Source organism: Bacteroidales bacterium (assembly GCA_013141385.1).
Lineage (GTDB): Bacteria > Bacteroidota > Bacteroidia > Bacteroidales > Tenuifilaceae > UBA8529.
Genome location: JABFRB010000002.1, coordinates 357,326 through 382,112, shown reverse-complemented (window position 1 = coordinate 382,112; position 24,787 = coordinate 357,326). Strand labels below are relative to the sequence as shown.

Annotated in this window: 22 protein-coding genes; 7 read left to right on the top strand and 15 right to left on the bottom strand. The window is 35.9% G+C overall.

Annotated elements, in window-relative coordinates; all coding sequences use genetic code 11:
• Window positions 1-378: 378 nt before the first annotated feature.
• The 4 genes from HOO91_02790 to HOO91_02775 all read left to right on the top strand — a co-directional run bounded on the left by HOO91_02790 (window position 379) and on the right by HOO91_02775 (window position 5,701).
• Complete coding sequence (locus tag HOO91_02790) at window positions 379-1,167, top strand: ABC transporter ATP-binding protein (GenBank protein NOU16469.1); 789 nt, start codon at window positions 379-381, stop codon at window positions 1,165-1,167.
• A 2-nt stretch (window positions 1,168-1,169) separates the two neighbouring features.
• Window positions 1,170-2,813 (top strand): hypothetical protein, encoded by a 1,644-nt coding sequence (locus tag HOO91_02785; GenBank protein NOU16468.1) that lies wholly within the window; start codon window positions 1,170-1,172, stop codon window positions 2,811-2,813.
• Between the two features lie 126 nt (window positions 2,814-2,939).
• Window positions 2,940-3,494 carry a DNA-3-methyladenine glycosylase I gene (locus HOO91_02780; GenBank protein NOU16467.1) on the top strand — a complete coding sequence of 185 codons (555 nt, stop codon included), beginning with the start codon at window positions 2,940-2,942 and terminating at the stop codon, window positions 3,492-3,494.
• Window positions 3,495-3,745: 251 nt separating this feature from the next.
• Entirely contained in the window at window positions 3,746-5,701 is a 1,956-nt protein-coding gene (locus tag HOO91_02775) for a patatin-like phospholipase family protein (protein ID NOU16466.1), read from the top strand.
• A gap of 216 nt (window positions 5,702-5,917) precedes the next feature.
• Here HOO91_02775 and HOO91_02770 read toward each other — a convergent pair whose 3' ends face one another.
• The 14 genes from HOO91_02770 to smpB form a co-directional block, all read right to left on the bottom strand.
• The gene (locus HOO91_02770) at window positions 5,918-6,826 is read right to left on the bottom strand and encodes an RluA family pseudouridine synthase (GenBank protein ID NOU16465.1); all 909 of its coding nucleotides are present in this window, start codon (window positions 6,824-6,826) and stop codon (window positions 5,918-5,920) included.
• Entirely contained in the window at window positions 6,827-7,021 is a 195-nt protein-coding gene (locus tag HOO91_02765; protein ID NOU16464.1) for a YwbE family protein, read from the bottom strand. It abuts the gene before it with no gap.
• 355 nt (window positions 7,022-7,376) lie between these two features.
• A complete protein-coding gene (locus tag HOO91_02760; GenBank protein NOU16463.1) occupies window positions 7,377-8,159 on the bottom strand; it encodes an SDR family oxidoreductase in 783 nt (260 codons plus the stop codon).
• Window positions 8,160-8,209: 50 nt separating this feature from the next.
• Complete coding sequence (locus HOO91_02755; GenBank protein ID NOU16462.1) at window positions 8,210-8,785, bottom strand: TetR/AcrR family transcriptional regulator; 576 nt, start codon at window positions 8,783-8,785, stop codon at window positions 8,210-8,212.
• A 275-nt stretch (window positions 8,786-9,060) separates the two neighbouring features.
• Window positions 9,061-9,783 carry a hypothetical protein gene (locus HOO91_02750; GenBank protein ID NOU16461.1) on the bottom strand — a complete coding sequence of 241 codons (723 nt, stop codon included), beginning with the start codon at window positions 9,781-9,783 and terminating at the stop codon, window positions 9,061-9,063.
• Between the two features lie 23 nt (window positions 9,784-9,806).
• Window positions 9,807-11,027, bottom strand: coding sequence for a PQQ-like beta-propeller repeat protein (locus tag HOO91_02745; protein ID NOU16460.1), 1,221 nt, complete (start codon window positions 11,025-11,027; stop codon window positions 9,807-9,809).
• Window positions 11,028-11,207: 180 nt separating this feature from the next.
• A complete protein-coding gene (locus HOO91_02740; GenBank protein NOU16459.1) occupies window positions 11,208-12,692 on the bottom strand; it encodes a B12-binding domain-containing radical SAM protein in 1,485 nt (494 codons plus the stop codon).
• Window positions 12,693-12,836: 144 nt separating this feature from the next.
• Window positions 12,837-13,256: a hypothetical protein gene (locus HOO91_02735; protein ID NOU16458.1), complete on the bottom strand. Its 420-nt coding sequence runs from the start codon at window positions 13,254-13,256 to the stop codon at window positions 12,837-12,839.
• Window positions 13,257-13,303: 47 nt separating this feature from the next.
• Window positions 13,304-13,849, bottom strand: a complete 546-nt coding sequence (locus tag HOO91_02730) for a YceI family protein (GenBank protein NOU16457.1) — start codon at window positions 13,847-13,849, stop codon at window positions 13,304-13,306.
• A 41-nt stretch (window positions 13,850-13,890) separates the two neighbouring features.
• Window positions 13,891-14,775 (bottom strand): hypothetical protein, encoded by an 885-nt coding sequence (locus tag HOO91_02725; GenBank protein NOU16456.1) that lies wholly within the window; start codon window positions 14,773-14,775, stop codon window positions 13,891-13,893.
• 20 nt (window positions 14,776-14,795) lie between these two features.
• On the bottom strand, window positions 14,796-15,170 hold the full coding sequence (locus tag HOO91_02720; GenBank protein NOU16455.1) for a hypothetical protein: 375 nt from the start codon (window positions 15,168-15,170) through the stop codon (window positions 14,796-14,798).
• 87 nt (window positions 15,171-15,257) lie between these two features.
• A complete protein-coding gene (locus HOO91_02715) occupies window positions 15,258-15,650 on the bottom strand; it encodes a hypothetical protein (GenBank protein NOU16454.1) in 393 nt (130 codons plus the stop codon).
• 102 nt (window positions 15,651-15,752) lie between these two features.
• Window positions 15,753-16,436 (bottom strand): hypothetical protein, encoded by a 684-nt coding sequence (locus tag HOO91_02710; GenBank protein ID NOU16453.1) that lies wholly within the window; start codon window positions 16,434-16,436, stop codon window positions 15,753-15,755.
• A gap of 409 nt (window positions 16,437-16,845) precedes the next feature.
• Window positions 16,846-17,295: an SsrA-binding protein SmpB gene (gene smpB / locus HOO91_02705; GenBank protein ID NOU16452.1), complete on the bottom strand. Its 450-nt coding sequence runs from the start codon at window positions 17,293-17,295 to the stop codon at window positions 16,846-16,848.
• A 225-nt stretch (window positions 17,296-17,520) separates the two neighbouring features.
• Here smpB and miaA point away from each other — a divergent pair, with 225 nt between their 5' ends.
• On the top strand, window positions 17,521-18,453 hold the full coding sequence (gene miaA / locus HOO91_02700; GenBank protein NOU16451.1) for a tRNA (adenosine(37)-N6)-dimethylallyltransferase MiaA: 933 nt from the start codon (window positions 17,521-17,523) through the stop codon (window positions 18,451-18,453).
• A 298-nt stretch (window positions 18,454-18,751) separates the two neighbouring features.
• On the opposite strand, the gene HOO91_02695 is transcribed toward miaA, so the two are convergent.
• A complete protein-coding gene (locus HOO91_02695; protein ID NOU16450.1) occupies window positions 18,752-20,863 on the bottom strand; it encodes a S9 family peptidase in 2,112 nt (703 codons plus the stop codon).
• Between the two features lie 276 nt (window positions 20,864-21,139).
• Between HOO91_02695 and HOO91_02690 the strand changes: the two genes are divergently transcribed.
• Window positions 21,140-22,753, top strand: a complete 1,614-nt coding sequence (locus HOO91_02690) for a M28 family peptidase (GenBank protein NOU16449.1) — start codon at window positions 21,140-21,142, stop codon at window positions 22,751-22,753.
• Window positions 22,754-22,820: 67 nt separating this feature from the next.
• On the top strand, window positions 22,821-24,773 hold the full coding sequence (locus tag HOO91_02685) for a hypothetical protein (protein ID NOU16448.1): 1,953 nt from the start codon (window positions 22,821-22,823) through the stop codon (window positions 24,771-24,773).
• The last annotated feature ends 14 nt before the right edge of the window (window positions 24,774-24,787 follow it).

Below are 24,787 nucleotides of genomic sequence, written 5' to 3'. Positions count from 1 at the left end.
TTAAAATTCATACTTAACATTACACTAACTATTGGTTACAAGTTGATTATTATCTTATTTTCAAATAAGTATTTGGATGAATAAAGATTTTATAATTTTATCAACTTTTAGAAACTGTTTAAATTATTATAGTTTGATATTTAAAGATATTTGATGGGTCAATGTGGGTAGGATTTCCCCCTTATTTTAAGGGGGAACACAAGGGGGTAAATTTGGAATAATTGCATTTGTATTGATTACCACCCCTACCCCTCCTTAAAAAAGGAGGGGATTCCTTTAACCATACATCGTTCAAGAATGCATATAATAGACATTCAGCATTCTTTATAAAACTTAAACAGTTTCTTATAATCAACATGGATTTAATACGGAGAACAAATGGAAAATCTATTAATTTCAATTCGAGGGCTTAGAAAAACCTACTCTCAAGGAAAATCGAGTAATGAGGTGTTGAAGGGAATCGATTTGGATATTAAGGCAGGGCAGATTATCGGGTATATTGGCCCTAATGGAGCGGGCAAGAGTACTACGGTGAAGATACTCTGTGGTATTATAACAGATTTCGAAGGCGATATTCAGGTATTCGGCATGAATTTAAAGGATCAAGGCCTTGAGATTAAAAAACGAATTGGATATGTTCCAGAGAATGGCGCACTATACGATCTCCTAACTCCCCGTGAATACTTAAATTTCATTGGAACTCTATACGGAATTGCGAAGAATAATTTAGAATCGAGAATTAACCATTTGATCTCCTTTTTTGGAATGGAGAAAAATGCCGATCAGCGCATGGATACCTTCTCCAAAGGGATGAAGCAGAAAATCCTAATCATGGCTGGTATTATAAACAATCCCGATATTATCTTCCTTGACGAACCGCTTTCCGGACTTGATGCCAATTCGGTTATCCTTGTTAAGGAAATGCTTACCCGGATGGCTGCCGAGGGCAAAACAATCTTCTTCTGCTCCCATTTAATGGATGTTGTTGAAAAGATATCGGATAGGATAATCCTTATTAACGATGGCAAAGTGCTTGCCGATGGAACTTTCGATGAGCTAAAAACCGAGAAGGCCGAAACCCTCGAAAAGCTATTTGCAAACCTTACTGGGAATCAGGATAGCGGATTTAATTCCGATATTTTCAGCAAAGCCTTTGAGGAGAAGTAGCCATGGAAAAAATTGCAATGTTCATAATCCGTCTGCTAAAGCATCCAATCCAATGGTGGGGAGCCGATTACAATCAGGTAGAAATAATCCTTAGAACAAAGCTATCAATGGATTTTCGCCGTAGCCCCTCGATGTTTCACGCATCGGGGAAATCGGAAAAAACTTTTACATTCCAGCTAGTAATTCTCCTAATCCTTGGGATATTTATTGCCGTTGGATTCTCAAAAATCAGTAGTTTTCTACTTAACCTTACAATATGCTTTGGGATTATCATGACAATGCTCGGATCATCCATAATTACCGAGTTCTCCAGCGTACTTTTGGATCATCGGGATAATCAAATATTACTCGTCCGCCCAATAAGCCATAGAACACTACTCCTAGCCCGACTGCTTCATATACAATTTTACATAGGATTTATGGCACTATCGCTTTCTGCGATATCATCCATCGTAATAGCATACAAACACGGTGCAATAGCATTCCTTGCCTTTCTAATTGCCGTTGGGCTGTGTGCATGGATAACCCTACTTATCACCACGTTCTTCTACATGGCTTTATCAAGGGTAATCTCTGGCGAGCGATTCAAAGACATGGTCTCGTACCTCCAAATAGTCATGGCCGTGATAATATTCGGGGGTTATCAGTTCCTCCCACGGATAATGGAGAGCGATGCGCTTCGTAATTCAACCATGACAATCCATTGGTGGACATACCTTATCCCCCCGGCTTGGCTTGCAGGCTTTGTTGAGGTCTTTAATTTCCAAGAGATAAATTTGGAGATAATGTTACTTGCATCAATAGCCCTTTTAGTCTGCATTGCAGGAGCAATATTCTTGGTACGATTCCTTTCGGGGGGTTATAGCAGAGTGCTAAGCGAAGGAGCAGCCGAGAGCGTTGAAAGTGAGAAAACGGTTGAAAGAGGTAAAACCAAATTTAGCCCACTTCGTCTCTTCTGCATCTCCGAAATGGAGCAAATAGGATGGAAACTAGCCATGTCAATCACCAAGCGTGATCGAAAATTTAAACAAGCGGTTTACCCATCATTCGGAATTATTATAGTAATGGCAGTACTGATGATTAAACCCGATTTCTCCAGCTTCGCGAACACCATCCAAAAGCTTAGCGAGAGCAAAAACTTTTACTTCTTCCTATTCTTCGGGTTCTTTGGAACAACCGCAATCACGCAACTACCATACACCGATACCCCCGAAGGAGCATGGATTTACAAGGCGCTCCCAATCAAAAATCATGGGCATATCCTGACTGGTGCAATTAAAGCCCTACTCCTTAAATTCTTTCTCCCTTTGGTGATGGTGCTTTTAGCAATAACATTAATGATTTGGGGAGTTTCAAAAGTACCCGGGCTGGTTATGGGAAGCATGCTAATTATTTTGATAAACCTCTACTCAATCATCCTAACAAAAATGCCGCTCCCATTTACCCAAGCCCGTGATATGCAGCAAAAAGGCAGCAATATGGCTAAGATGTTCTTTCTAATGGCTTTATTGGGGGTATCAATATTTTTGGTTTCCCTTATCCTAAACCTAAGCATTTGGATTGTTGCAGCCTTTTGCGTACTAATTATATTGATGATTATAAATGCGTATAGCATAATTAGGAAGAGAGAATATATAATTAGCTAGTGCTAATAATAACTATAAACCACTACCCCTCCTTAAAAAAGGAGGGGAAACCACTGCATCGCTCTGTTATAGCCCCTTTTTAAGGGGTTGGGGTTTATTCATAAAACATTAACAACCTGAACAACCATGGAAAAACCAAAATCATACTGCGAAGCAATACTAAACTACAACGAAACCAATGTTCACCGTATCTATCACGATACAGCCTATGGTTTCCCAATTGAGGATGATAATGAGCTTTTCGAACGATTGGTGCTGGAAATTAATCAGGCAGGATTAAGCTGGTCAACCATCCTAAACAAGCAGCAAAACTTCAAAAAAGCGTACCATCAGTTCAGCATCGCAAAAGTTGCCTCCTACAACGAAGCGGATAGACAACGTTTACTGAGCGATGAAGGCATTATTCGTAACCGTTTAAAGGTTGATGCTGCAATTCACAACGCTAACATCATCATGCAGCTGCAAAAGGAACATGGATCATTCAAAAAATGGTTGGATCATCATCATCCAAAAACCAAGGAGGAATGGACTAAACTATTCAAGAAAACATTCAAATTCACAGGAGGCGAAATTGTAAACGAATTCCTAATGAGCACAGGCTATCTGCCCGGTGCACACATAGAGAATTGCCCAATACACAAAAAGGTTGTTAAATTAAAACCTGCTTGGGTAAAAAAATAGATCACTCCCATTTCATCAGAATCAATTAGCCTATAAATACCCCGTTAAGCCGGAGGTCGTAAATAAAAAACAAAAACCATTATGCTCGACGCAGGTTAACAAGGCGTACCTGCGTCGTTCTATTGCAGCAGGTTGCGCCTGAGATTAAAATCAATATGATTATTAACCATTGAAAAAGCAATTAATATTTGTAAAATATTAACAAATAGTTTTATATTTTTACCTTCAAACTATCACAAAAAACTATATCTATGAAATTATCAAATCAATCAAAAATTCAGTCTGTACTTCTTGCCATTCAGGACTTCTTACTACTCCTTTCCAAATGCTGGTTAAGTATTGTAATGCTATTGGTTGGAGCATACGCATTCCTCCTCAACGATCAGGGTCAGGATGTTGTAACAGCATTCAATGAGCATACCAATCCGTTAATGTCGCTTGCTACCGCATCATGTATGCTATTATGGGGTATTCAAAGCTGGTTTGGTGCACGTTTAGCTCTCAACTTATCAAATATTGGTGAAATAAACTATAAACGAGATGGCATATTGCCTGTTTGGTTACCCATAATCCTTGGGTTTCTATCCACAACGGTTTTTTATATATCATATTGGTGTTTTAGCGAAACCCAATGGTGGGTGGATAAAATTATCCTTATCCTACCTATAATTCTTTATTGCTATATTATTCTCAACGGCAAGAATCTAATCAATATATGGAACAAATCAAGCATATCGGGAATGATCGACTTTCAAATTGAAACAACCGCTTTATCAGATCAAGCCCTTGAATATGCTGGGGTTTCAAAAGTAGAAAAATGGTTTTTTGTATTGTCACTGATACTCTTTCCCCTGCTAGTTATAACAATTTGGATATTCCCAGTTGCATTCCCAACAAGCTGCACACCAACAATTATTATATTGCTAGGTATTGCTGTTTGGACAGCCCTAGGCACTGCCTTTATGGTATTGGAGAAAAATGTGAAAAGCCCTTTGGTACTATTGCTAGTAGTAGTTATTTTAATCTTTGCCTTTAGCTTTATAAACAACAACCATACGGTAAGAACAATAGAAACTGCTTCAAAAACTGAATCCATTGAAAGTTCTGTTGAGAAATGGGTTAACCAGCTACCCTCCGATTCAGGCAAAATAAAAACGCTCTACATTGCTTGTGGCGAAGGAGGCGGCATTAGGGCTGCGTACTGGACTGCTTCGATATTAGCATCCTTAACCGATTCTGATCCCAAATTTCCAAACCATCTTTTCGCTTTAAGTAGTGTTTCAGGTGGCAGCCTTGGAGCATCAGCATACAACTCCATACTGAAATTCAATGATAAGAATGATAGTTTAACAAAACAGGTACGGAAATTCATGAAGGAGGATTACCTTTCGCCTGTTACTGCTGCATTTCTTTTCCCCGATGCTTTTCAACGCTTTTTGTTTTTCCCATTCGGTCCATTCGATAGGGCTAGGTATTTGGAACAATCATGGGAGAAAGGTTGGGCAAAGAATTTCTCTGGTAAAATAAATCCTTTCTCCGATGGCATGCAAGAATTATATGCAAATAACAGTATGCTGCCAAACCTTTTCATTAACAGTACACACACCGAAAGCGGACGCAGGGCAGTAGCATCAAACCTTTCATGGGATGAGAATGAGTGGCGATCAAACAATGTAAACAATCTAATTGGCAAAGATATGCCGCTAAGTACCGCCACGCTTTTAAGCGCACGTTTCCCCATTTTAACTCCCGGAGCAAAAATTGACTCACTTAATACATATTGGGGTACCCTTGTAGACGGCGGATATTACGATAATTACGGAACTGTAACCGCTGCCAATTTATACTATGATATTAGAAAAGTATACAAACCCTCACAATTAAGAATTGTAGTACTAATGATTTTAAATGGCGATAACGTTCCAGAAAACCCTAAACCATTAAAGTGTGCATACGAATTACTTACTGTGCCTACTACATTCTTAAACGCAAGAACCGTAAGACCTGAGAACTCTTTGGACATGCTAAGTGCTATACTTACAGCGAATAAAGACACAGTTATTACCATTCAACTTGTGCGTAATAAGGGAGAAAACTTACCGTTAGGCTGGTGCCTGTCCGATAAAGCCATGAATATTATGGATAAACAGATAAAAAGCAACCCCTGGCTTACTCAGAAAAAGCAGATTCTTGAGCTAATGCATTAAGTAGTCCATGTGCCAAAAACAACCAAAAAACCTAGCCGTAACAAGCTAGGTTTTTTGTTCAATAAGAAATAAATTTGTAATGAAATTATATTATAGACTGCAAGTCCTATAGGTGATTAGCATCCATCACAAGTAAAATAATCGCATTTTGCGATAATAATAAAGAATGGGAAGAATTGCCAACTCGGAACTCTAAGATATCTAAAAGAAAATCACCTAAAACAGTTTTAAAAACGCCTTTGGAATTGGTGTTTCAAATCGCATTGGCTCTTTGCTGATTGGGTGTGTAAATGAAAGTACTTGTGCATGCAGCCCTAAGCGGCTAATAGGATTTACGGTTGAGCCATACTTTTTATCGCCAATTACGCTATGCCCAATTAATTGCATGTGAACCCTTATCTGGTTTTTACGACCAGTCTCAAGATTTACCTCAAGCAATGTGTAGCGTGCATTCTTTTGAACCACCTTGTAGTTGGTTATTGCTTTTTGCCCTTCGGTAGATTTATTGCTTGAGTAAACAATAAGCGCAATGCTCTCCCTGAGGTATGAAACAATTGTGCCTTTTGGCCTATCAATTTCGCCTTCTACTACGGCAAGGTAGGTTCGTTCTAGGATAGTATCGTTCCAATTCTCTTGCAGTTTTAGCTGAATTTCCTCGCTCTTAGCAAAAACCATAACCCCAGATGTCTCCCTATCAATTCTATGAACTACAAATATCCTGTTCGATGGGTTTTGCACTTTAACATGGCGGCTCAAGATGCTGTAAGCGGTCTGAACTTTCTCCTTTTCCGTAGCAATTGAGAGTACTCCAGTGTTTTTTTCAATAACAATCAGGTATTGATCCTCAAACATTATCTTAACTCCGATGTACTGCTTAACTGGGGGTGTCTTGTCCCAACCAACTGTAACCTCTTGTCCGGGTGTTAAAGGATAATTGTACCATGTTACAATTTCGCCATCAACCTTAATTTGTTTATCAAATAAAAGAGTTTTGAAATTATCGCGATTCTTATACGGTATTTGCGCAAGCAAAAACTTCATAAGGACTGTCCCTTCTGACACAGTCAGTTTTACCTCTGATTTCTTCTTGCTATCAGTTTTATGTAGATATTCTTTACTATCCATTTACTCCAGTATCTCTTTTACTCTTCCAATTTGACCATCCTCTAACCTAACTTTTATCCCCCGATGATGCACCGGTGCGCTGGTAAGAATATCCTTAACAAAACCCTCGGTTAAAACTCCTGAGCGTTGATCCTTCTTTAGTATTATGTTCACATGAAGGCCAGGCTTAATATCAATTCGTTTATTTCCATCCATATTTTTGAGGGTTGAGAAGAAAGTGCAAAGATATGAAACTGTTTGGAGTTTGAAGAATGGTTACTTATTTCAAGTGCCAAAAAGACGAGTTAATAATTAACCTGTGTTCGATATAAGTTTTAACACAGAGATTTTAAGTTCTAGCTCTATCAAAATGGTCGATTTAATAAGATACAAATTTACCATAATGATGTTTATTGATATTGAGAAGCACGGAGAACACAGAGGTTCATTAATTTTGCATTTATGCAAAATACTTTAAATTCTCAACTTTTCAATGTAATTCCTTATTTCGAACTGACGTTAATTAATTGTTTTGGACTTTTCAAACAGCCTCTAAAAAGGAAGTTTATTATCAATTCTTTTTCTCAAGGATCATTCTAGTTATCTTAACTACAAGAGAGCGAGGTGTAAATCTGATAGAATTTGCCATTATTGAATTCATTAAGCCATGAATGGCAACTGCTTTCCCTTTCATCATTGCTTTGTAGCCATATTTTGCAACCTCCATTGAGGTAGGAAGTTTTTTCCCCTCGAAAAGATTGCTTCCCTCCAATGATGCTGCTGCCTGAAAGCCGCTTGTAGTTGCACCTGGGCAAAGTGCTGTAACGGTTACTCCAAATTCTCTAACCTCATTATTTATTGCTTCGGAGAAACTTAGAACATAGGATTTAGTGGCGCAGTATACTGCCATTGTTGGGCCAGGTTGAAAGGATGCAGTAGATGCAATATTTAAGATTTTCCCATTTTTGCGTTCAACCATATCTTTCAAGAAAAGTTTTGTAAAGTGAGTAAGAGCCAAGATATTTAGATTTATCATTTGCTCCTGCTTCTCCCAATCTGAGTCAAAAAATAATCCGTAATCGCCAAAACCTGCGTTATTGATAAGATAATCAATATCAATTTTTTGTTGTTTTAATTCGGCATATACCTCTGCTGCCGCATTTGGCGATGATAGATCTTTACCAATGACATAAACTGAAATGCCATGTTTCTTCTCAAGTTCAATCTTTAGCTCATCCAATTTGCTTTTACTGCGTGCAACCAAAACAAGGTTACCGCCTTTTGCTGCATGAATTCTTGCTAGTTCTAAACCAATTCCGCTTGATGCGCCCGTAATTAATGCTGTCTTTTTCATTTGTCTATTAACTTAAAGGTGAATATATATTCATTTACTTGATAAAAAAATTATTGCTTAACGCTATCCCATGCCATATCAAAACATCTTTGAAGTTGGATTTTACCCAATTGTTTTTTTTGTTTCATTAGAATTTTAACTATTTCGTGAATTGCTCCATGCATTTGAGCTATCAATATCTCAACATCCACCTGTTTAATAAGTCCGTTTTTCTGTGCATCTATAAGCGTTTGATGGAGCGGTTCAAACATCAGTTCAACCTTATCAATCAAATCCTTGGAGATATAGCCGCTATAAAGGAATTGTTCACAGAAAAGCATCTTCTCAGGGTTCTCAAAGCAAAATTTGAAATAAGAGAACCAAATGTTTCGGAATGTTGAATAGAATGTTTCCGATTGATGCTTGGGATCTAATATATTGTCAACAACCTCTTTCTTCGTTTCATAAAAAACATCATTAATTAATGCTTCTTTGCTCTTGTAGTATACATAAAGTGTTCCAGTTGCCAAGCCTGCTTCAACAGCTACATCAGCCATCCTTAGCCCTACAAAACCCGTTTTAATTACCAGTTTCATTGCAGCTTTGTGAATAGCCTTAACCTTACTATCGTCTTTAATCTTTGGCATAAATTAGTTTGATGGCGCAAATATAAGCGAATATATATTCATTAAAAAATATTTACTCAAAAAAATATTGTTAAATTTAGCTTAGTAGAATACTGAAGGATTCTCACAAAGATCACAAAAGTCAAAAGCAAGGAACGCAAAACCTTAAATATGAAAGGGTCTTGCGTTCTCTGCGAATATAATCTCAGTGTACTTTGCGTGAATCTTTTATAACTCTATATGATTGTTTAATCGTTTGTAAATGTCAATAAAAAGCAAATATTGAGATACGTAATCTATTTCACTGGCATAACAAATAGGTTATCATCAACTGGTCTGTTCACTTCAATGGTTTCATACTGAGTTTCGGCACTGGTTGGTTGCCCTTCAGAATTGTTCATAATATTAAAAGGAAACATGATACCATCAATGTCTCGATAGTCGCTGAAAGTGATATCTATTTTGTAATCTTTCCCTTTAAAATTTCGAATGCCTAATTTCTTCTGAATAAGAAAACTTTTGCTATCGATTAAATAGTATTCAACAATGCTATCGCTACGTGTTAATTTAATTCGGTAAACATCCGAATCGCCTAGTTTTTCTAGCCCAACAAGTTCAACTATATGACCTTTCTCCTTCCAATTGTAAAGTACTCCATCAAAATCTGCTTGAATTTTTAAATCGCTTAGATTTGGTTCTGTTACAACTTGTGGTTTAGGGTTCTTTGACCATGGTGCAGTTGTCCAAGCCGTTTGTCCATCGTAAACTGTTAACCCAGTGATGTCGTTAACATCTCGCTCCATTCTGAATTTGTTTGGCCTTACTCTGTATGTTTTGGTAGGCATTACTACCCATGTAGTTGTAGATCCAGTCATTATAACGGATTTGACATTTTGAAGTTTATCAAACCCTGATGCTTTATAAAAGTTATTGAGTACGTCTTCAAGTTTAAACTCCTGAGAATATAATGTTGAAGTTGCTAAAAATAGTACTCCAACCAAGAATAGATATTTTTTCATAATTAATGAGATTAGAGGTTGTGCTATTTGTTTTTGATATCGTAGGCTAGTAATGATTTTCCATGCCTTATATATAAAATCCCGTTGCAAATTATTGGATGAGAGTAATGCGCCTTTGTACCTTTTGTTATTTTAAATGTACTGATCTGATCAAGTTTCGGTCCATTTGGATTGAATAAACCCACTTGACCCTTTTCGTTGTAAAGGTAAAGTAGATTATCAGCTGAAATTATTGAGCCACGGGAGAACTTTACTGAATCAGTTATTGCACCACTATTTGCATCGAGTGTATAGTATAACCATTTTTCGTAACCAGAGGTATATATGTAATCGTTTACCTTGATGAACGCACCAAATGTATTATCGCTTTTTTTGTTTCTCCATACTTGAGTAATAGAGGTTCCATCATCGGATAATTTAAGTTTAACGGAACCATTCCCATCACCAGAGATGTAATAGATATAACCATTTTCGTAAAGAGGAGTATTTACCTGAACATCACCTTTTGAATCTTGCACATGCGACCATAGTAATTTTCCATCTTTTGTGTCAATACCCAGTAGGGCATGTGAGGAAAAGGTGACTAAAATATTTCGCTGAGGCAGTTTTATTAGCAGTGGTGAGCAATATGCAGTCTTTTCCCCTAGTGCTTTGCTAATCCATAGTGTTGTACCAGTAAAACGGTCGAGTGCAACGATATTTGTATCAGCACTACCAGGCGAAATGTAAACTTTATTATCCTCTGTTAGAAGCGATTCAGAGAAGCCAAAGCTAATTTGCTTTGCATGGAAATCTTTTATCATATCAACCGACCATTTTTCCTTGCCAGTATTGGCCTCGATACATGCAACTTTCCCCCAACCAGTGGAAATATAGATTAGATCATTTACAACTGTAGGTGTAGTGCGAACTCCAGGATAGTTGATAACCCATTCCTTACCAATTTTGGTTTTCCATTGAATTTTCCCCGATAAATCAAGGGCAAACAGGTAGTTGACAGTGTCAATTTCTCCTTCAATAAAAATATTTTTCGAGGTTATAGCTGGGGAGCCATATCCATTGCCAATGCCCTCGGATTCCCAAAGAAGATTTGGTCCTGCAACTGGCCAACTTTTTAATAAGTTTGATTCTTTATAAACTCCGCTTCGATCCGCACCACGAAATTGAAGAACCTCCTGAGCAGTAAGGCTTGCTGAAAAAATTAAACATGCAGCCGAAAGAAAAAGTATTCTTTTTAAATTCATAGTAATTATTTTAGATTTAAGTTGTTAGTATAAAAATTGTCCATCAAGTATTTATTACAAAAACTTTGTAATTAAACATTTTGATGCAATTTAACGGAATTTGTTTAATTAGGGTGTGAAAAAAGATTGGTAGATAATAACTCTTTCAATAGTACCTTGAATGTAATACCCACCATTACTTTATTTCCTTAATTTAAACACCGTTCTATAATGATAACCAAAAACGGTTAATGTTGCAGCATTTACAAAAAGGTTGGGCCGGTTTAGCAGAGTCCAGAGGATAAATTTCCAGTATTCGCCCCTACCCCTTTTAATAATCCCAATTATAATAACAGATTTTATAAAACTACCTATAAGAGAAAACTCAAATTTCTTTTGCCTTTTATGATGCTGTTTATGATTTAGTAAGAACATGCGTGCCCTTTTATAGTAAGGCTTTGAGGAATATATATTTTGAATTATTGATTTATATCCACTCAGTAATTCGTTTGCATTCATTTTGGGAATAAAATTGATGGAAAGGTCGGTAGTATTTCCAGTTGCATCTGTAATAATCCTGTTTTCCTCCTCAAGTCGATGGTACAGTTTGGTGTTTTTTGGCGCATTTAGCATCCCAATCAATGCAGAAACAATTCCGCTTTTCTGAATAAAGTCAATCTGTTGCTGAAAAATGGATGAGGAATCGCTATCAAAACCTACAATAAAACCGGCTGTAACTTGAAATCCAGCGTTTTGTATTGTTTTCACGCTTTGAAGTAAATCCCTATTTCTGTTTTGGGTCTTGTTGCAATCCTTTAAGCCTAATTCTTCAGGCGTTTCTATCCCAATAAATACGGAAAAGAAACCTGCTTCAATCATCATCGCCATTAACTCATCGTCATCGGCAAGATTGATAGAGGTTTGAGTATTAAAGGTAAATGGATATTTATGCTGTTTCATCCATTCAATCATCGCTGGAAGCAGGTCGTTTTTAATTTCTGCTTTGTTCCCAATGAAATTATCATCAACCACCGAAACAATACCACGCCAATTAAGATTATAAAGAGTATCAAGCTCTTCAATAATTTGATGGGTATGCTTCATCCTAACTTTATGTCCTAAAAGTGATGTGATTTCACAAAAATCGCAAGCAAAAGGACAGCCTCGTGTTACTTGTAAATTCATTGCAAAATAATCCTTCATCGATAGCAATTTGAAATCAGGAACAGGTGTTTTTGTCATATCAGCATAATCATCGCTTCTATATATTCTTTGGAGGGGATTTCCAATCTCTAAATCTTTAAGAAATAATGGTAAAGTAATTTCTGCTTCATTAAGTATTAAATGGTCTATTTGAGGGTAATGATTGAAATTCTGAGTGAAAAGTGGACCACCTGCAACAATTTTAGCCTCATACTTTTTACATTCTTCAATTATTTTGTCCACAGATTCAGTTTGAACATACATTGCGCTTATGAACACATAGTCTGCCCATTTAATGTCACATGGTAACAACGATGATACATTCAAGTCCACTAGTTTTTTCTGCCATGTTGGTGGTAACATAGCAGATACGGTTATTAAACCCAAAGGTGGAATTGATGATTTTTTTGAAGTAAAGCGAAGTGCATGTTTAAAACTCCAGAAAGTGTCGGGATTTTGAGGGTAAACCAATAAAATGTTCATCTTTTTATTAAACAAATATTAACAATCTTCTTTACAAATTCTATATAAAAACATAATTGTAATCAAAGATAGTATTTTATTGATACAAAAAAAACGAAGGGTTATCGCTTTGGCAATAACCCTTCGTTTGAAAAGAAAATTCTTCTATTTCTCCATAGAGCATTTATTAAGCACCACATCCATTAGGTAGCCCGTGCAAATTCCCTTTACCCTTACTGAATTACCGGGTTTTATGATTGATTTATCAATCATGGTTTTGTTAAAACCGCACATCACACCAGAAACATCCTCTGGGTTTTTCAGATACACCGAAACGGTGGTGCTATCCTCGGTTATTTTATCAATTGTACCCGAAACGATTATTACTTTGCCTAGGTATGCGGTGTTTGCCTCAGCCTCGTTCGATTCAAATTTCTTTAATAGGCCGGTTGCAGCTATTTCGATTTCAGCTTTTTGCGAGGAAACGCTTAAATCAGCTTTACGGAATGCATACAACCAAACGAATATTGCAACTATTAATCCAAAGAAGACTATTGCTACGGCAAACCAGATTGTCTTTTTCATCACTATTGGGTTAATGGGTTTATCAAATACAATCAACAAACAGTATATCAATTTGCAGTATATGGTATATCAACCGTTATTTCCATCTCCTTAGCAATTTTATTCTCTACGAGTTGGGGAATTTGAATGCCATAATCCTTTGGAACTATTTTAAATTTTGCCTTTGCGGTAATTACGCTACCAGCAATTTCTATTGTTCCTGATGTTGTAATATTCTTTGTTACCCCATGAATTGCTAAATCTCCAGTAACATCGGCTTGATATGTTCCATCTTTCTTGAAATCTATCTTATCGAGATTTGTTATTTTTCCTCTAAATGTTGATTTTGGGAATTTAGTTGATTCAATATAATTCTCATTGAAGTGCTCCTGCATTAATGTAACTTTAAACTCAAATGATTTGACCAGCAGGTTAAACATAATATCGCCAGTTGAGATATCAAGAATACTAACTACCTGATGGTTGTGAGCCTCAATTACCTCCATTGACGTGTAAGAATAAAACCAGATATGCCCTGTTTTAGCGATATGCTTCTGCGCAAATGCAACCTGAGCAATTAAAAAAAGTGATAGAAACAAGAATTTTGCCTTCATGGCCATTTAATTTAATGTTTGTATCTATAACAAACTAACGCCTATTTAGCTCGCTTTAAACCAAAAACTCTAGAGATATTAAATCCTAAATGTATTCCTGCATCATTCCATTTACTTGTAGTTTCACCAATAAAGCCCTTTTCAATCATGGCTAAGGAGTTAGTAAGCATTATTTGGAAAACATGTCCTCCTGTTTCGAGATCAAAGCCAATAGCTAATGGATTGTAGGTTTTAGTAGTTCTAAAATCGTTAATAGGAGGAATAACGTAATAGTATTCGGCATTTATCGACATTCTTGATGTAAGTTTAAATCTAGCCCCAGCACCTACCGACCAAACATCATTTGGATCCATCTCGGTACCTACCATATTCCGATGAACGTAGGTAGGGTTAATCTCAAGCGAGAAACGCTCATTAAATTTACGGGCAACTAACAGCTGATGTACGAAACTGGCCCTATCCCAGAAGTAGAGTTTAGGTAAATCTGTTTTTAGGGTATTAATGGCAATACTAGTGAAATAGGAAAGGGATATCGGCATATTTTTCTTTCCCTTGGATTGCCTGAGTATTGAAAGTTTTATTGAACCATCGTAGGTTTTTTCGTATGTTCCACGACCAATTCCAACCATAAGCCAATTTGTAATTCCATATTCGAGACCAAAATGAATATTTGCCTGATCCAACCCCCAAAGGTTATAGTATCCGCTGTTGAATTGCCCAAATCGATGTGAGATTCTAAAATCAAGTTGCCCTTCGGGCATTCGTTCAATGGAATGTCCATTGATTATTCTGGTTGATTTAAAGGTTGCCGTAGTGTATTCAGTATCGCTACCTGCAGCTTCCTCTAATAGTTTATCAATATCTTGGGAATAGCTTGCTAGTGCTGGTAAAAATATAACTAGCAGGAGAATTATTCTTAATCGCATATCTTTCAGTTTAAAATTTGCTAATTGTTGGGTGCGCTAGCGTTAATCCATTTTTGGATAATTGTAATTTTACAGCTTTCTAGTTGTGATGAACCCTTTGGCATTGGGTAACTGCTTGTCCAAATTATAGAGCTTAATAGTTTTCCATCATCAACCCTGAGTTTAACATCAGCATAATTTTCAAGTTTAATACTTCCTCCAAATGATGCTGCGGTGCTATTACTGTGGCACGAGAGACAAGAGTTTTCAAGAATGGGTTTAACTGATCCCGAATAGGTAAAGTTTGTTGTATCGCAAGATGTGCTAAGTTCTGGATATAGAAACTCTTTACTATCATAGTAACAGCCTGATATGGCAAAAAGAAATATAGCGATAATGGGAATGATTATTTTCATAAATTTAAGAAGATTACGTGGATTTTTAATCATTATTTAGCATTCCTGTCTGGGTAAGATTTCATGTTTTGTTGAGTTCCAGTACCTCTAAGGATTACAAGTAGTATTATTTGCCCCTTGTTCTATCCAAACTAAGATTAAAGTCCGTTGATCCTTTGTCAGTGGTCTTTTTGGGGGCATTATCTGACCATTAACTGCTGTAATTACTTGGTATAGCGTACTTTTAGCAGCACTGCCTGGAGTAACAATTGACATAATTGTTTGGTAACTATCGGTTGTGAACTCGCCTCCCTCTCCGCCTGCATCATGACACCCAGCTATACCGCATGATGTTTGCAGAATAGGTAAAATCTGAGCTTGGAAGCAAACAGTGTCAAGTTGACTAATGCCCATGGGATCATGTTTACATGAGCTGCTAAAAAATAAGGAAAACATTACAATCATTAGCATTAAAGGGTATACAATTCTTTTTAAAATCATAATATTATACATTAGGAATGCTCGAAGGTACAATGAAATTGGTATTCACAACCAAAAATTGATATATATCAACTTAAAACAACTGAGTATCTAAATAATTACTTAGGTAGTTCTAATCCTCTTAAGGTTTGAGTTAAAAGCCTCTGAATTGTAGTTGGGATTAAATTGTTTATTACTTACCACCTCGCCAGTTTCGTAATTAACGTAGCCCTTGATATAATGATTTGATAACGTAAATACCTCGTCCATATTATCGTTGAAACAAGGTGCAATGTCAGTTAAAACCTGTTCAACCTGCATGTTTTGTTTGCTTATATGCTTGATCTCTTCGTCGTAATGGTTATATATACTATTCGATATACAGATAACTATTATATACTTACCGTAGTATTTTCGGATGTTATGTTTGTAGGTTAAATCAACGCTATCGTTAATTATTTGCTCTGCAGTTTTCTCGAAGGAATCAGCAAACTTAAATCCCTCTTCAAATATTTTTTTGGCAACACTTATATCCTTTGTATAGTGCACAAAAATTTTTGAATCTTTCTCGTTTGCAAAAAGGAATTTCATTACAGGTTCATCGAAGAGTCTATCGCGCTTTATGATTGTTTCATTGCCTAATAATCGAAGTTTCTCTAGCAGATTCAATACATGATCATTATCCCATTCCTTTTCAAATTTAGTTAGCTTACCAACCATCGTTTCAATTAGATGGTTTTTCTTACTTAACTGAAAATGAAGAAACACAATATATACGAAAAGTACAATGATTACGACATACTCCATAAATACTAGAAAAATTGTCTGAATCCAAAAAAAATAATATCTCTGAAAGAGTTTTTAACAAAAGAGTAATGCTTAGTGTTCATTAATACTCAACAATTCTTGAACTATTTCTTAAAAACATCTCTAAAAACTACTCTGAGTCGCTATATTTATCAATATCTAAAAAAATTAAAAGAAAATCATCGGAGCAAATCCGTGGCTTATGTACTACTAAAGATTCTTGCAAATGATTTTTTAAATTTTAGAGATGCACTTTGTTAATTAGCAAACAAGTTATTGGTTTTTATTATCAAATACAAATTAGCAAATAACTATAGGCAATATTGTTTGAATTGCATAACAATGATCGAATGGCTTGAAATATATTTTCTAAATGAGAGATAAGCAATCAATTTAAGACTTAAAGATGTTAACGTTTTGAATACCGATCAATTTCCCTTTTTGCATCATTTTGCTTAATGGTTTCACGTTTATCGTGAGTTTTCTTACCACGAGCTACAGCTATTTCAATTTTGGCGTAGCCTTTATCGTTAACAAATAGCTTTAATGCTACTATTGTAAGCCCTTTTTCGTTGGATTGACGCGAAAGTTTAATGAGTTCTTTACGATTGAGCAGAAGTTTACGCTCTTGCCTGGGATCGTGATTATTGTATGTACCCCAATCATATTCAGCAATATTTAATCCTTTTACCCAAAGCTCCCCGTTAACAAAATGGCAGTAAGCATCAAGAAAATTGGCTTTGCCTAATCTTATTGATTTTATCTCAGTTCCAGTAAGTACAATACCCGCAATATATTTTTCGATAATCTCGAACTCAAAGTAGGCTTTTTTGTTCTTTACCTGTGGGTTGCTATACATCGGTTATGTTGAATCGAATTATATTGATACTGGTTCATTTTAAAATGCAGTTGCAAAAATAGCTATTTTTACAGCATTGGGAGAACAAATTTATTCGATTTGCTCTGATATTTTGAAATATAGCTAATTATTGTCATGGCATATTATTGCTAATTAATTGATAGACGCAAATTTTAAAGATTAGCTAGGATAAGAAATCTCCTTTTTTATAATAAACACTTAATAATGAAAACCTCAAAATACGATTTGATTACTATATTGGGCCCTACCGCAAGTGGAAAAACCCAACTAGCTGCTTATGTGGCTCAAAAACTCAATGGCGAGATTATAAGCGGAGATTCACGGCAAGTCTATAGAGGAATGAATCTTGGTACAGGAAAGGATTATCAGGATTATACGGTAAACAATATCAATATACCTTACCATTTAATTGATATTGTAGATGCTGGCACTAAGTATAATGTTTATGAGTTTCAGAAAGATTTTTTTAGAGTTTACAACGAAATTAAGTCAAGGGGGAATATTCCAATACTTTGTGGCGGTAGCGGTCTTTATATCGAATCTGTAATTAAGGGCTATAAACTGATTGCCGTACCTGATAACACAGAACTAAGGCTTATTATGAAAGGCAAAAGCGATGATGAGCTGATAAAGCAGCTATCATCGTATAAAAAACTACACAACGAAACGGATACAACTAATCGGAAAAGACTCGAAAGGGCTATTGAGATTGAGGAATATTATGCTAACAATGATGTTGATGAATCGCCCTTGCCGAAATTAAATAATATAATATTTGGTGTTAGATATAGCCGAAATAACGAGAGGAACAGGATATCGTGCCGACTAAAGCAGCGATTAAAGGATGGAATGGTTGATGAGGTTAAGGCTCTCCTAGATTCAGGTATTAAAGCCGAAGATTTAATTTACTATGGTTTGGAGTACAAATATCTTACTCAACACATACTTGGAGAAATTAGCTGGGATGAAATGTTTATTCAATTAAATAACGCAATTGCGCAGTTTGCTAAACGTCAGATGACTTGGTTTAGGAGAATGGAACGAAATGGGATTGATATTAAATGGATCCAAGGGAATTTGCCCATAGCCGAAAAATTAAATATAGTCTTGAATCTAATTAACATGAGTTCGACGTAAGAAACAATGTATTAATCTATATATCAATCAATTTATTTAATTTGGATCAATGGAAAGCTGGAAGATATAAGCAAGAATCTAGCCTCTTGTTTTGACTTCGTCGAGTTCCGCTTCGCTCCAGTTCCATTATTCCACCATTCCATCCATAATTATTGTATTTGTAGATATCTGTTTATTATATTGTTAATGTGATTTATTATATTGAACTCACGTTAAATAGATAATCTGATATAAAAAAAACCTCGGGTTTCAATCCAAGGTTTTTCAAATATTACAATACAGATAATCGAACCAATAATTATTTCAACCATTTATCCAACCAACCAAAAAACTCACGCTGCCATACTACTGCATTCTGAGGCTTTGTAACAAAATGAGTCTCGTTGGGGAATACTAAAAGTTTGCTTGGAATACCTCGAAGCTGTGCTGCATTAAATGCTTGTAAACTCTCTGTATATGGAATCCTATAGTCCCTTTCGCCAGTTATTATCATAATTGGGGTATCCCAATTTTGAATGAACTTGTGAGGCGAATTCTCAAATGATTTCTGAGCAATCTTATTATTCTTATCCCAGAATGGTCCACCAAGATCGTTATTTGGGAAAAAGGTTTCTTCGGTAGCACCATAGAAACTCTCAAGGTTGTACATCCCGCAATGGGCTATAAAAGTCTTAAATCTTTTTTGATGATGACCTGCTAGGTAAAATGCCGAATATCCGCCATAGCTTGCTCCCACGCAACCTAGCTTATCGTTATTAACCCAAGGTTCTTTTCTTACATCATCAATTGCACTCAGGTAGTCCTTAATATTTTGTCCGCTATAATCACCAGAAATTTGAAGATTCCAAGCCTGTCCGAACGATGGAACTCCCCTACGATTAGGTGCAACAATAACGTAACCGTTTGCGGCCATTATCTGAAGATTCCAACGGAAACTCCAGAATTGGCTAACTGTACTTTGTGGCCCGCCCTGGCAGTAAAGTAGTGTTGGGTATTTCTTGGTTTTATCGAAATTTGGAGGGAAAATAACCCATGCAAGCATATCCTTACCATCTGTGGTTTTAATCCAGCGCTCCTGAACTTCGCCCATCTTAATATTATCGTAGATATTTTTATTGGTGAATGTTATTTGAGTTTCAGTCCCAGTAGTTTCATCTATTTTAAAGAATTCTGGAGCCCTGCTCATGCTCATCTTCTGACCAATTAACACACCTTTTTGTTTTTGACAAAGAGTATAATCATGTACCCCTTTTGTAATTTGGGTTATTTCCTTTGTGCCAACATTTATTTTGTATAATTGCTTTGTACCTTTTATGCCGCTTGAAAAGTAGATTGATTGATTATTTTCACCCCAAACGTATTGATCAACATTTTGGTCAAACCCTTGGGTTAAATAGGTTTTTTGACCTGTTTTAACATCAAGAATAAATAATCTCTTTTGATCAGCCTCATTCCCCGGAGTTTCCATGCTGCACCAAGCAATACACTGCCCATCTGGCGAGTAGGAAGGATTTCTATCATAGCCAATATTTTCGCTAGTTATATCTTCAGTTTTTCCACTTTCCAAATCGTAGACGTAGATATCTGAATTTGTGCTAACGGCATAATCTTTTCCGTAGAGTTTTTTTGAACAATAAACGATCTTTTCACCATCAGGACTCCACTGAACCTCGTTGATCTCAAAATCGGTTGCCATTGGGGTATCCCATTTTTCGCCTTCATTAATATCTTTTGGATTAGAAATAACTCCACCCTTTAAATCGGCAACGAAAATATGGCTATAGTCGCCATCTTCCCAATAATCAAAATGTCGATACATTAAATTATCAATAATCCTAACGTTTGCCTTGTCCATATCAGGATGAATATCAAGGCTGAGTTTCTCCAACTTAACTGCTTTAGAGTATAGGATTTTGGTACCATCGGGTGAAATACAAAATCCATCGATATCGCCTTCTACATTGCTAATTTGACGTAGACCAGTTCCATCAGTTTTTACTTCCCATAGCTGAGAACTACCACTTTCGGTCGAAAGAAATCTGATAATCTGCCCATCCGAAGCCCACTGTGGGTTTGATTCTGAACCAACACTGTTTGTTAACTTCTTGGGCTCTCCTCCGTCAGTTGATACTACATAAAGATGAGTTATCCCTTTGTTTTCCTGCAAATTATAGTAAGTGGTTGTAAACGCTAACATTTTCCCATCTGGAGATAGGTTTGGGTTATCAACCCTACCAAATTTCCACATAATTTCAGGTGTTAAGATACCCTTTGATATTTCGCTCTGTGTTAGCGAAACATCAATTTTGAGAGGTTCCTTTGCTTGCTCCTTTTTTTCGGGTGTGCAAGAGGTGGCTGCCACTAATAAAGCCATAGCAATTAGGTTGATGAATTTAACTTTCCTTTTCATTGTCTTGAGATTATTAACTTAATGCTTAAATGATTTCTGTAAAAAACACAAGTTGAAGAACGTATAAAATTACTAATTCTTTAATCAGTAATATCAACACAAATTAACTTTCATTTTCTTGCGTTTCTCTAACATTACTCTCTAGTGTAATTATATAAGGAGTATTTATTTTTATTAACAAGAACAAAATAAATGAAATAATTAGTATAGTTTTAGCAGTTAAGAAATTTGCAATTATTAATTATTTACCAATCCAATTTGCTTAAAAACAATTAGATGAGATATATATTAATAGCATTTGTTCTAATATTCTGTTCTTGTGTAAACAAGCATGAATTGGCAATATCATCGATAAATAATCAGGATTTAGCAAAGGATCTTTTGATATTATCGGATGATAGCCTTCAAGGAAGAGCTCCACTTACAATAGGTGAAACAAGAACTGTTGGTTATCTCCAAAAAAGAATGAAGGAGATTGGACTTGAACCGGCATTTGGTGATAGTTACACACAAGAAGTGCCTTTGGTTCAGCTAACCAGCCATGTTCCTGATAACTTTATTATTCACACACCTAAAGGTCAAATCTCTTTAAAATCAGGTGATGACTATACCGCCAGATGTCCCATTTTGAAGGAAGAAATAGATATCAAATCATCCGAGATAATTTTTGCAGGTTTTGGAGTAAATGCACCTGAAAAAGGTTGGAACGATTTTGAAGGTATTGATGTTAAGGGTAAAACAATTGTTGTCCTAGTTAACGATCCCGATTTTTACACTGGCGATACAACTTTGTTCAATGGTAAAGCCATGACCTATCAGGGGAGATGGCGCTATAAGTTTGAAGAAGCTGAGCGACAAGGTGCTATTGCCTGTCTAATTGTTCATGAAACTGCGGCAGCTGGCTACCCTTGGAGTGTTACAAATTTGCAAACAAATAAGGCAGAATTAGATGTTGATGATCAACATCTTGAAGAACCTAATTGCTTATTAACAGGCTGGATTACAAAAGATGCTGCTATTAGGTTATTCAGTTCATGCAATATGGATTACGAAACAATGAAAATGAAGGCCTTAACAAAAGGATTTCATCCAATTAGCATGAATGCCAAGTATGATATTAATATCGAGAACAAATGGGTGAAGGCGGCTTCAAAAAATGTTGCAGGTGTAATAAAAGGAATCGAAAGACCCGATGAGGTTATAGTTTATTGTGCCCATTGGGATCATTTAGGAATTGGGAATCCAGTAAATGGTGATTCAATATACAATGGAGCCTCAGATAATGCTGCCGCTATAAGCTGGATGCTTTCTATTGCCAAAGCATTTAAAATTGAAGGAGGATCTAAGCGTTCCGTTTTGTTTTTCTCGCCAACGGCGGAAGAAGCGGGTTTGCTTGGTTCAACTTATTTTGTTAACCATTCTCCGTTTTTAACATCTAAAATGGTAGCATGCATAAATACCGATGTAATACTATTCCTTGGTAAGTTTAAAGATGTTACTGTAACAGGCTTGGGTCACTCAGAATTAGATAAGTATATTGAAGAGGAGGCACGTAAGCAAGGTCGTTATGTTTGCGCTGATCCAAACCCTGAGAATGGAATGTTTTTCCGATCGGATCAATTACCTTTTTTAAAAGCAGGAGTACCTGCGATATTTGCCAAGGGGTATAGCAACCAGGTTAATTTAGGAAAATCAAAAACTCAAGAAAAAATCGATGAGTACTGGAAAACTATTTACCATAAACAGTGTGATGTTTATAATCCCAAAACCCAATCCCTTGATGGGTTGTGCGAGGATGCAAAACTGTTTTATAGTATAGGTAATCGATTAGCAAATGAGAATTACTTTCCAAAATGGTATAAGCAATCCGAATTCTATATTCAACGGTAAGTTTGTAAAATAGGAGATAACAATTTGCATTAAAATAAAAAACAATATTTTTGCTCAAAATAAAAAAATGAAAATATCTGATATATTCCGCTCACTGAATGGGTACTTCATCGAAAAACGATTCGTTCTACTCTCTGTATCATTGATATTTGCATTATTTCTTATAGTACTATTTCTATCCAATGGTTTTGCCGGTGGAGCCGAGAGTATTGGTAATTTTAATTATACCCACTACGCTTTAAAATCGCCTAAATTCTTTTTTGATATTTTGGCTAAACCTGTATTTACTTTACTAAGTGTTCCATTTGCAATTTTTGGATTAAAAGGTTTACAATTATTTAATATACTAGTTGGAATTGCTGCAGGATACCTCTCCTATCTGGTTGCAAAGGAATTAAAAATGAAACAACCAATCCTTGCTGTAATACTTTGTATTTTTACTCCAGTTTTTGCATACAACCTTTTTTCGGGACTTGCGGAGATTCTATTTGCATTTGTAGCAATCCTCACCTCATATTTACTTCTCAAGAATAGATATATTATTGCTTCTATTATTGTTTCGTTCCTGCCGCTAATTCGAACCGAAGGGATCTTCTTAATTCCAATTTTTGCAATATTTCTAATATATCGAAAACAATACTGGTCCATACTACTAATGTTAACAGGCACGTTAGTTTATAGCATCATAGGAGGTTTTGTAAACCACGAATTTTTCTGGCTGATAACCAAAAATCCTTTTTTTGTAAATACGGGTATGTATGGAACTGGAAGTTTTTTCCAATTTATTAAGCGAAGCCCTGGCTTTTTTGGAATACCAAATGAGATTTTTTATGTAATGGGATTTGTTGCTGGCATTACCCTTCTTTTAAGAGATAAAAAAGCGCTAATCCGAGAGTTTTTACTCGTTTTTCTTCCTTTTTTAACATATTTCTTTGTTCACTCGTTCATGTGGTGGTCGGGTATTGGTAACTCCCAAGGAAATAATAACTATATGGCAGCGATTGTTCCCTTTATGGCTGTAATGTCAACTAGAGGGTTAACACTTTTTTCACTAATGTTTGAGATAATCTTTAAAAGTGCATGGGTTAAAACAGCCGCTTTATACATTGGTATCCTTTCTGTTATTCATATTCCCTTTGTAGTACAGAACTATCCAGTTTCTTCCGATCCTTACACTAAAGTAATTGAACATGCATCAAATTGGCTAAAGCAAGAAGATTTTAGGAAAAGTAAAGTTTACTTTATGGACGCTACTTTCCCCTATATGCTTGGCTTAAATCCATTCGATGAAAGTAAATGTCAGAGAATAGCTAACAATCCAGAAGATTTCAGTAAAAACATTGAAGTTGGTTCTTTAGTTTTATACGATGAGCGTTTTTTCCCTATTGAGAAAGTTGAGTTTGATTCATTAGTAAACAATCACAACTTAGAACTTCAAAAAATATTTGAGTTTGATAGAAGTCTTCGAGTTTATGGTCGCGACTATCGTGTTGCCATTTTTAAACGGATAAAACCAGATAGTTTGGTATTAACTCAGAATAGGATGGTGGCTTATGGCTCTAAAGAAGAGTTTAAATCTTTGGCCTTTTATGATTTTGAGAGAAGATATAATAAAGCAGATTCATTGTATTTTGCCTTCGATGATAAATACGATACTAAATGTTTACGAATAGATTCGTCAAAAGAAAAATACTTAGAAAACGAGTTTGATTTGTCAACAATCAGCTTTGAAAGGCCCCTAGAACTTTACCTTAAACTAAAAATTTGCTATAAAGACACCCTTAACAAACCATTGTTGTATGTAGTTGAGGTGACTAAGGATAACAAACAGGTATACCGCAATGAAATTCTATTAGAGCCTAAAAATATCAGCCTAAATAATTGGTCCAACCTTGAGTACAAAATGAACTTGTCGACTGAAATTTCTTTTAACGGAAACCTGAAATTATACATCCTAAATAGAAATAAAAGCACCTATCTGATAGATGATTATCAGGTGGGATACTGCTTTAAGCGATAAGCAAAGAGGTCTGA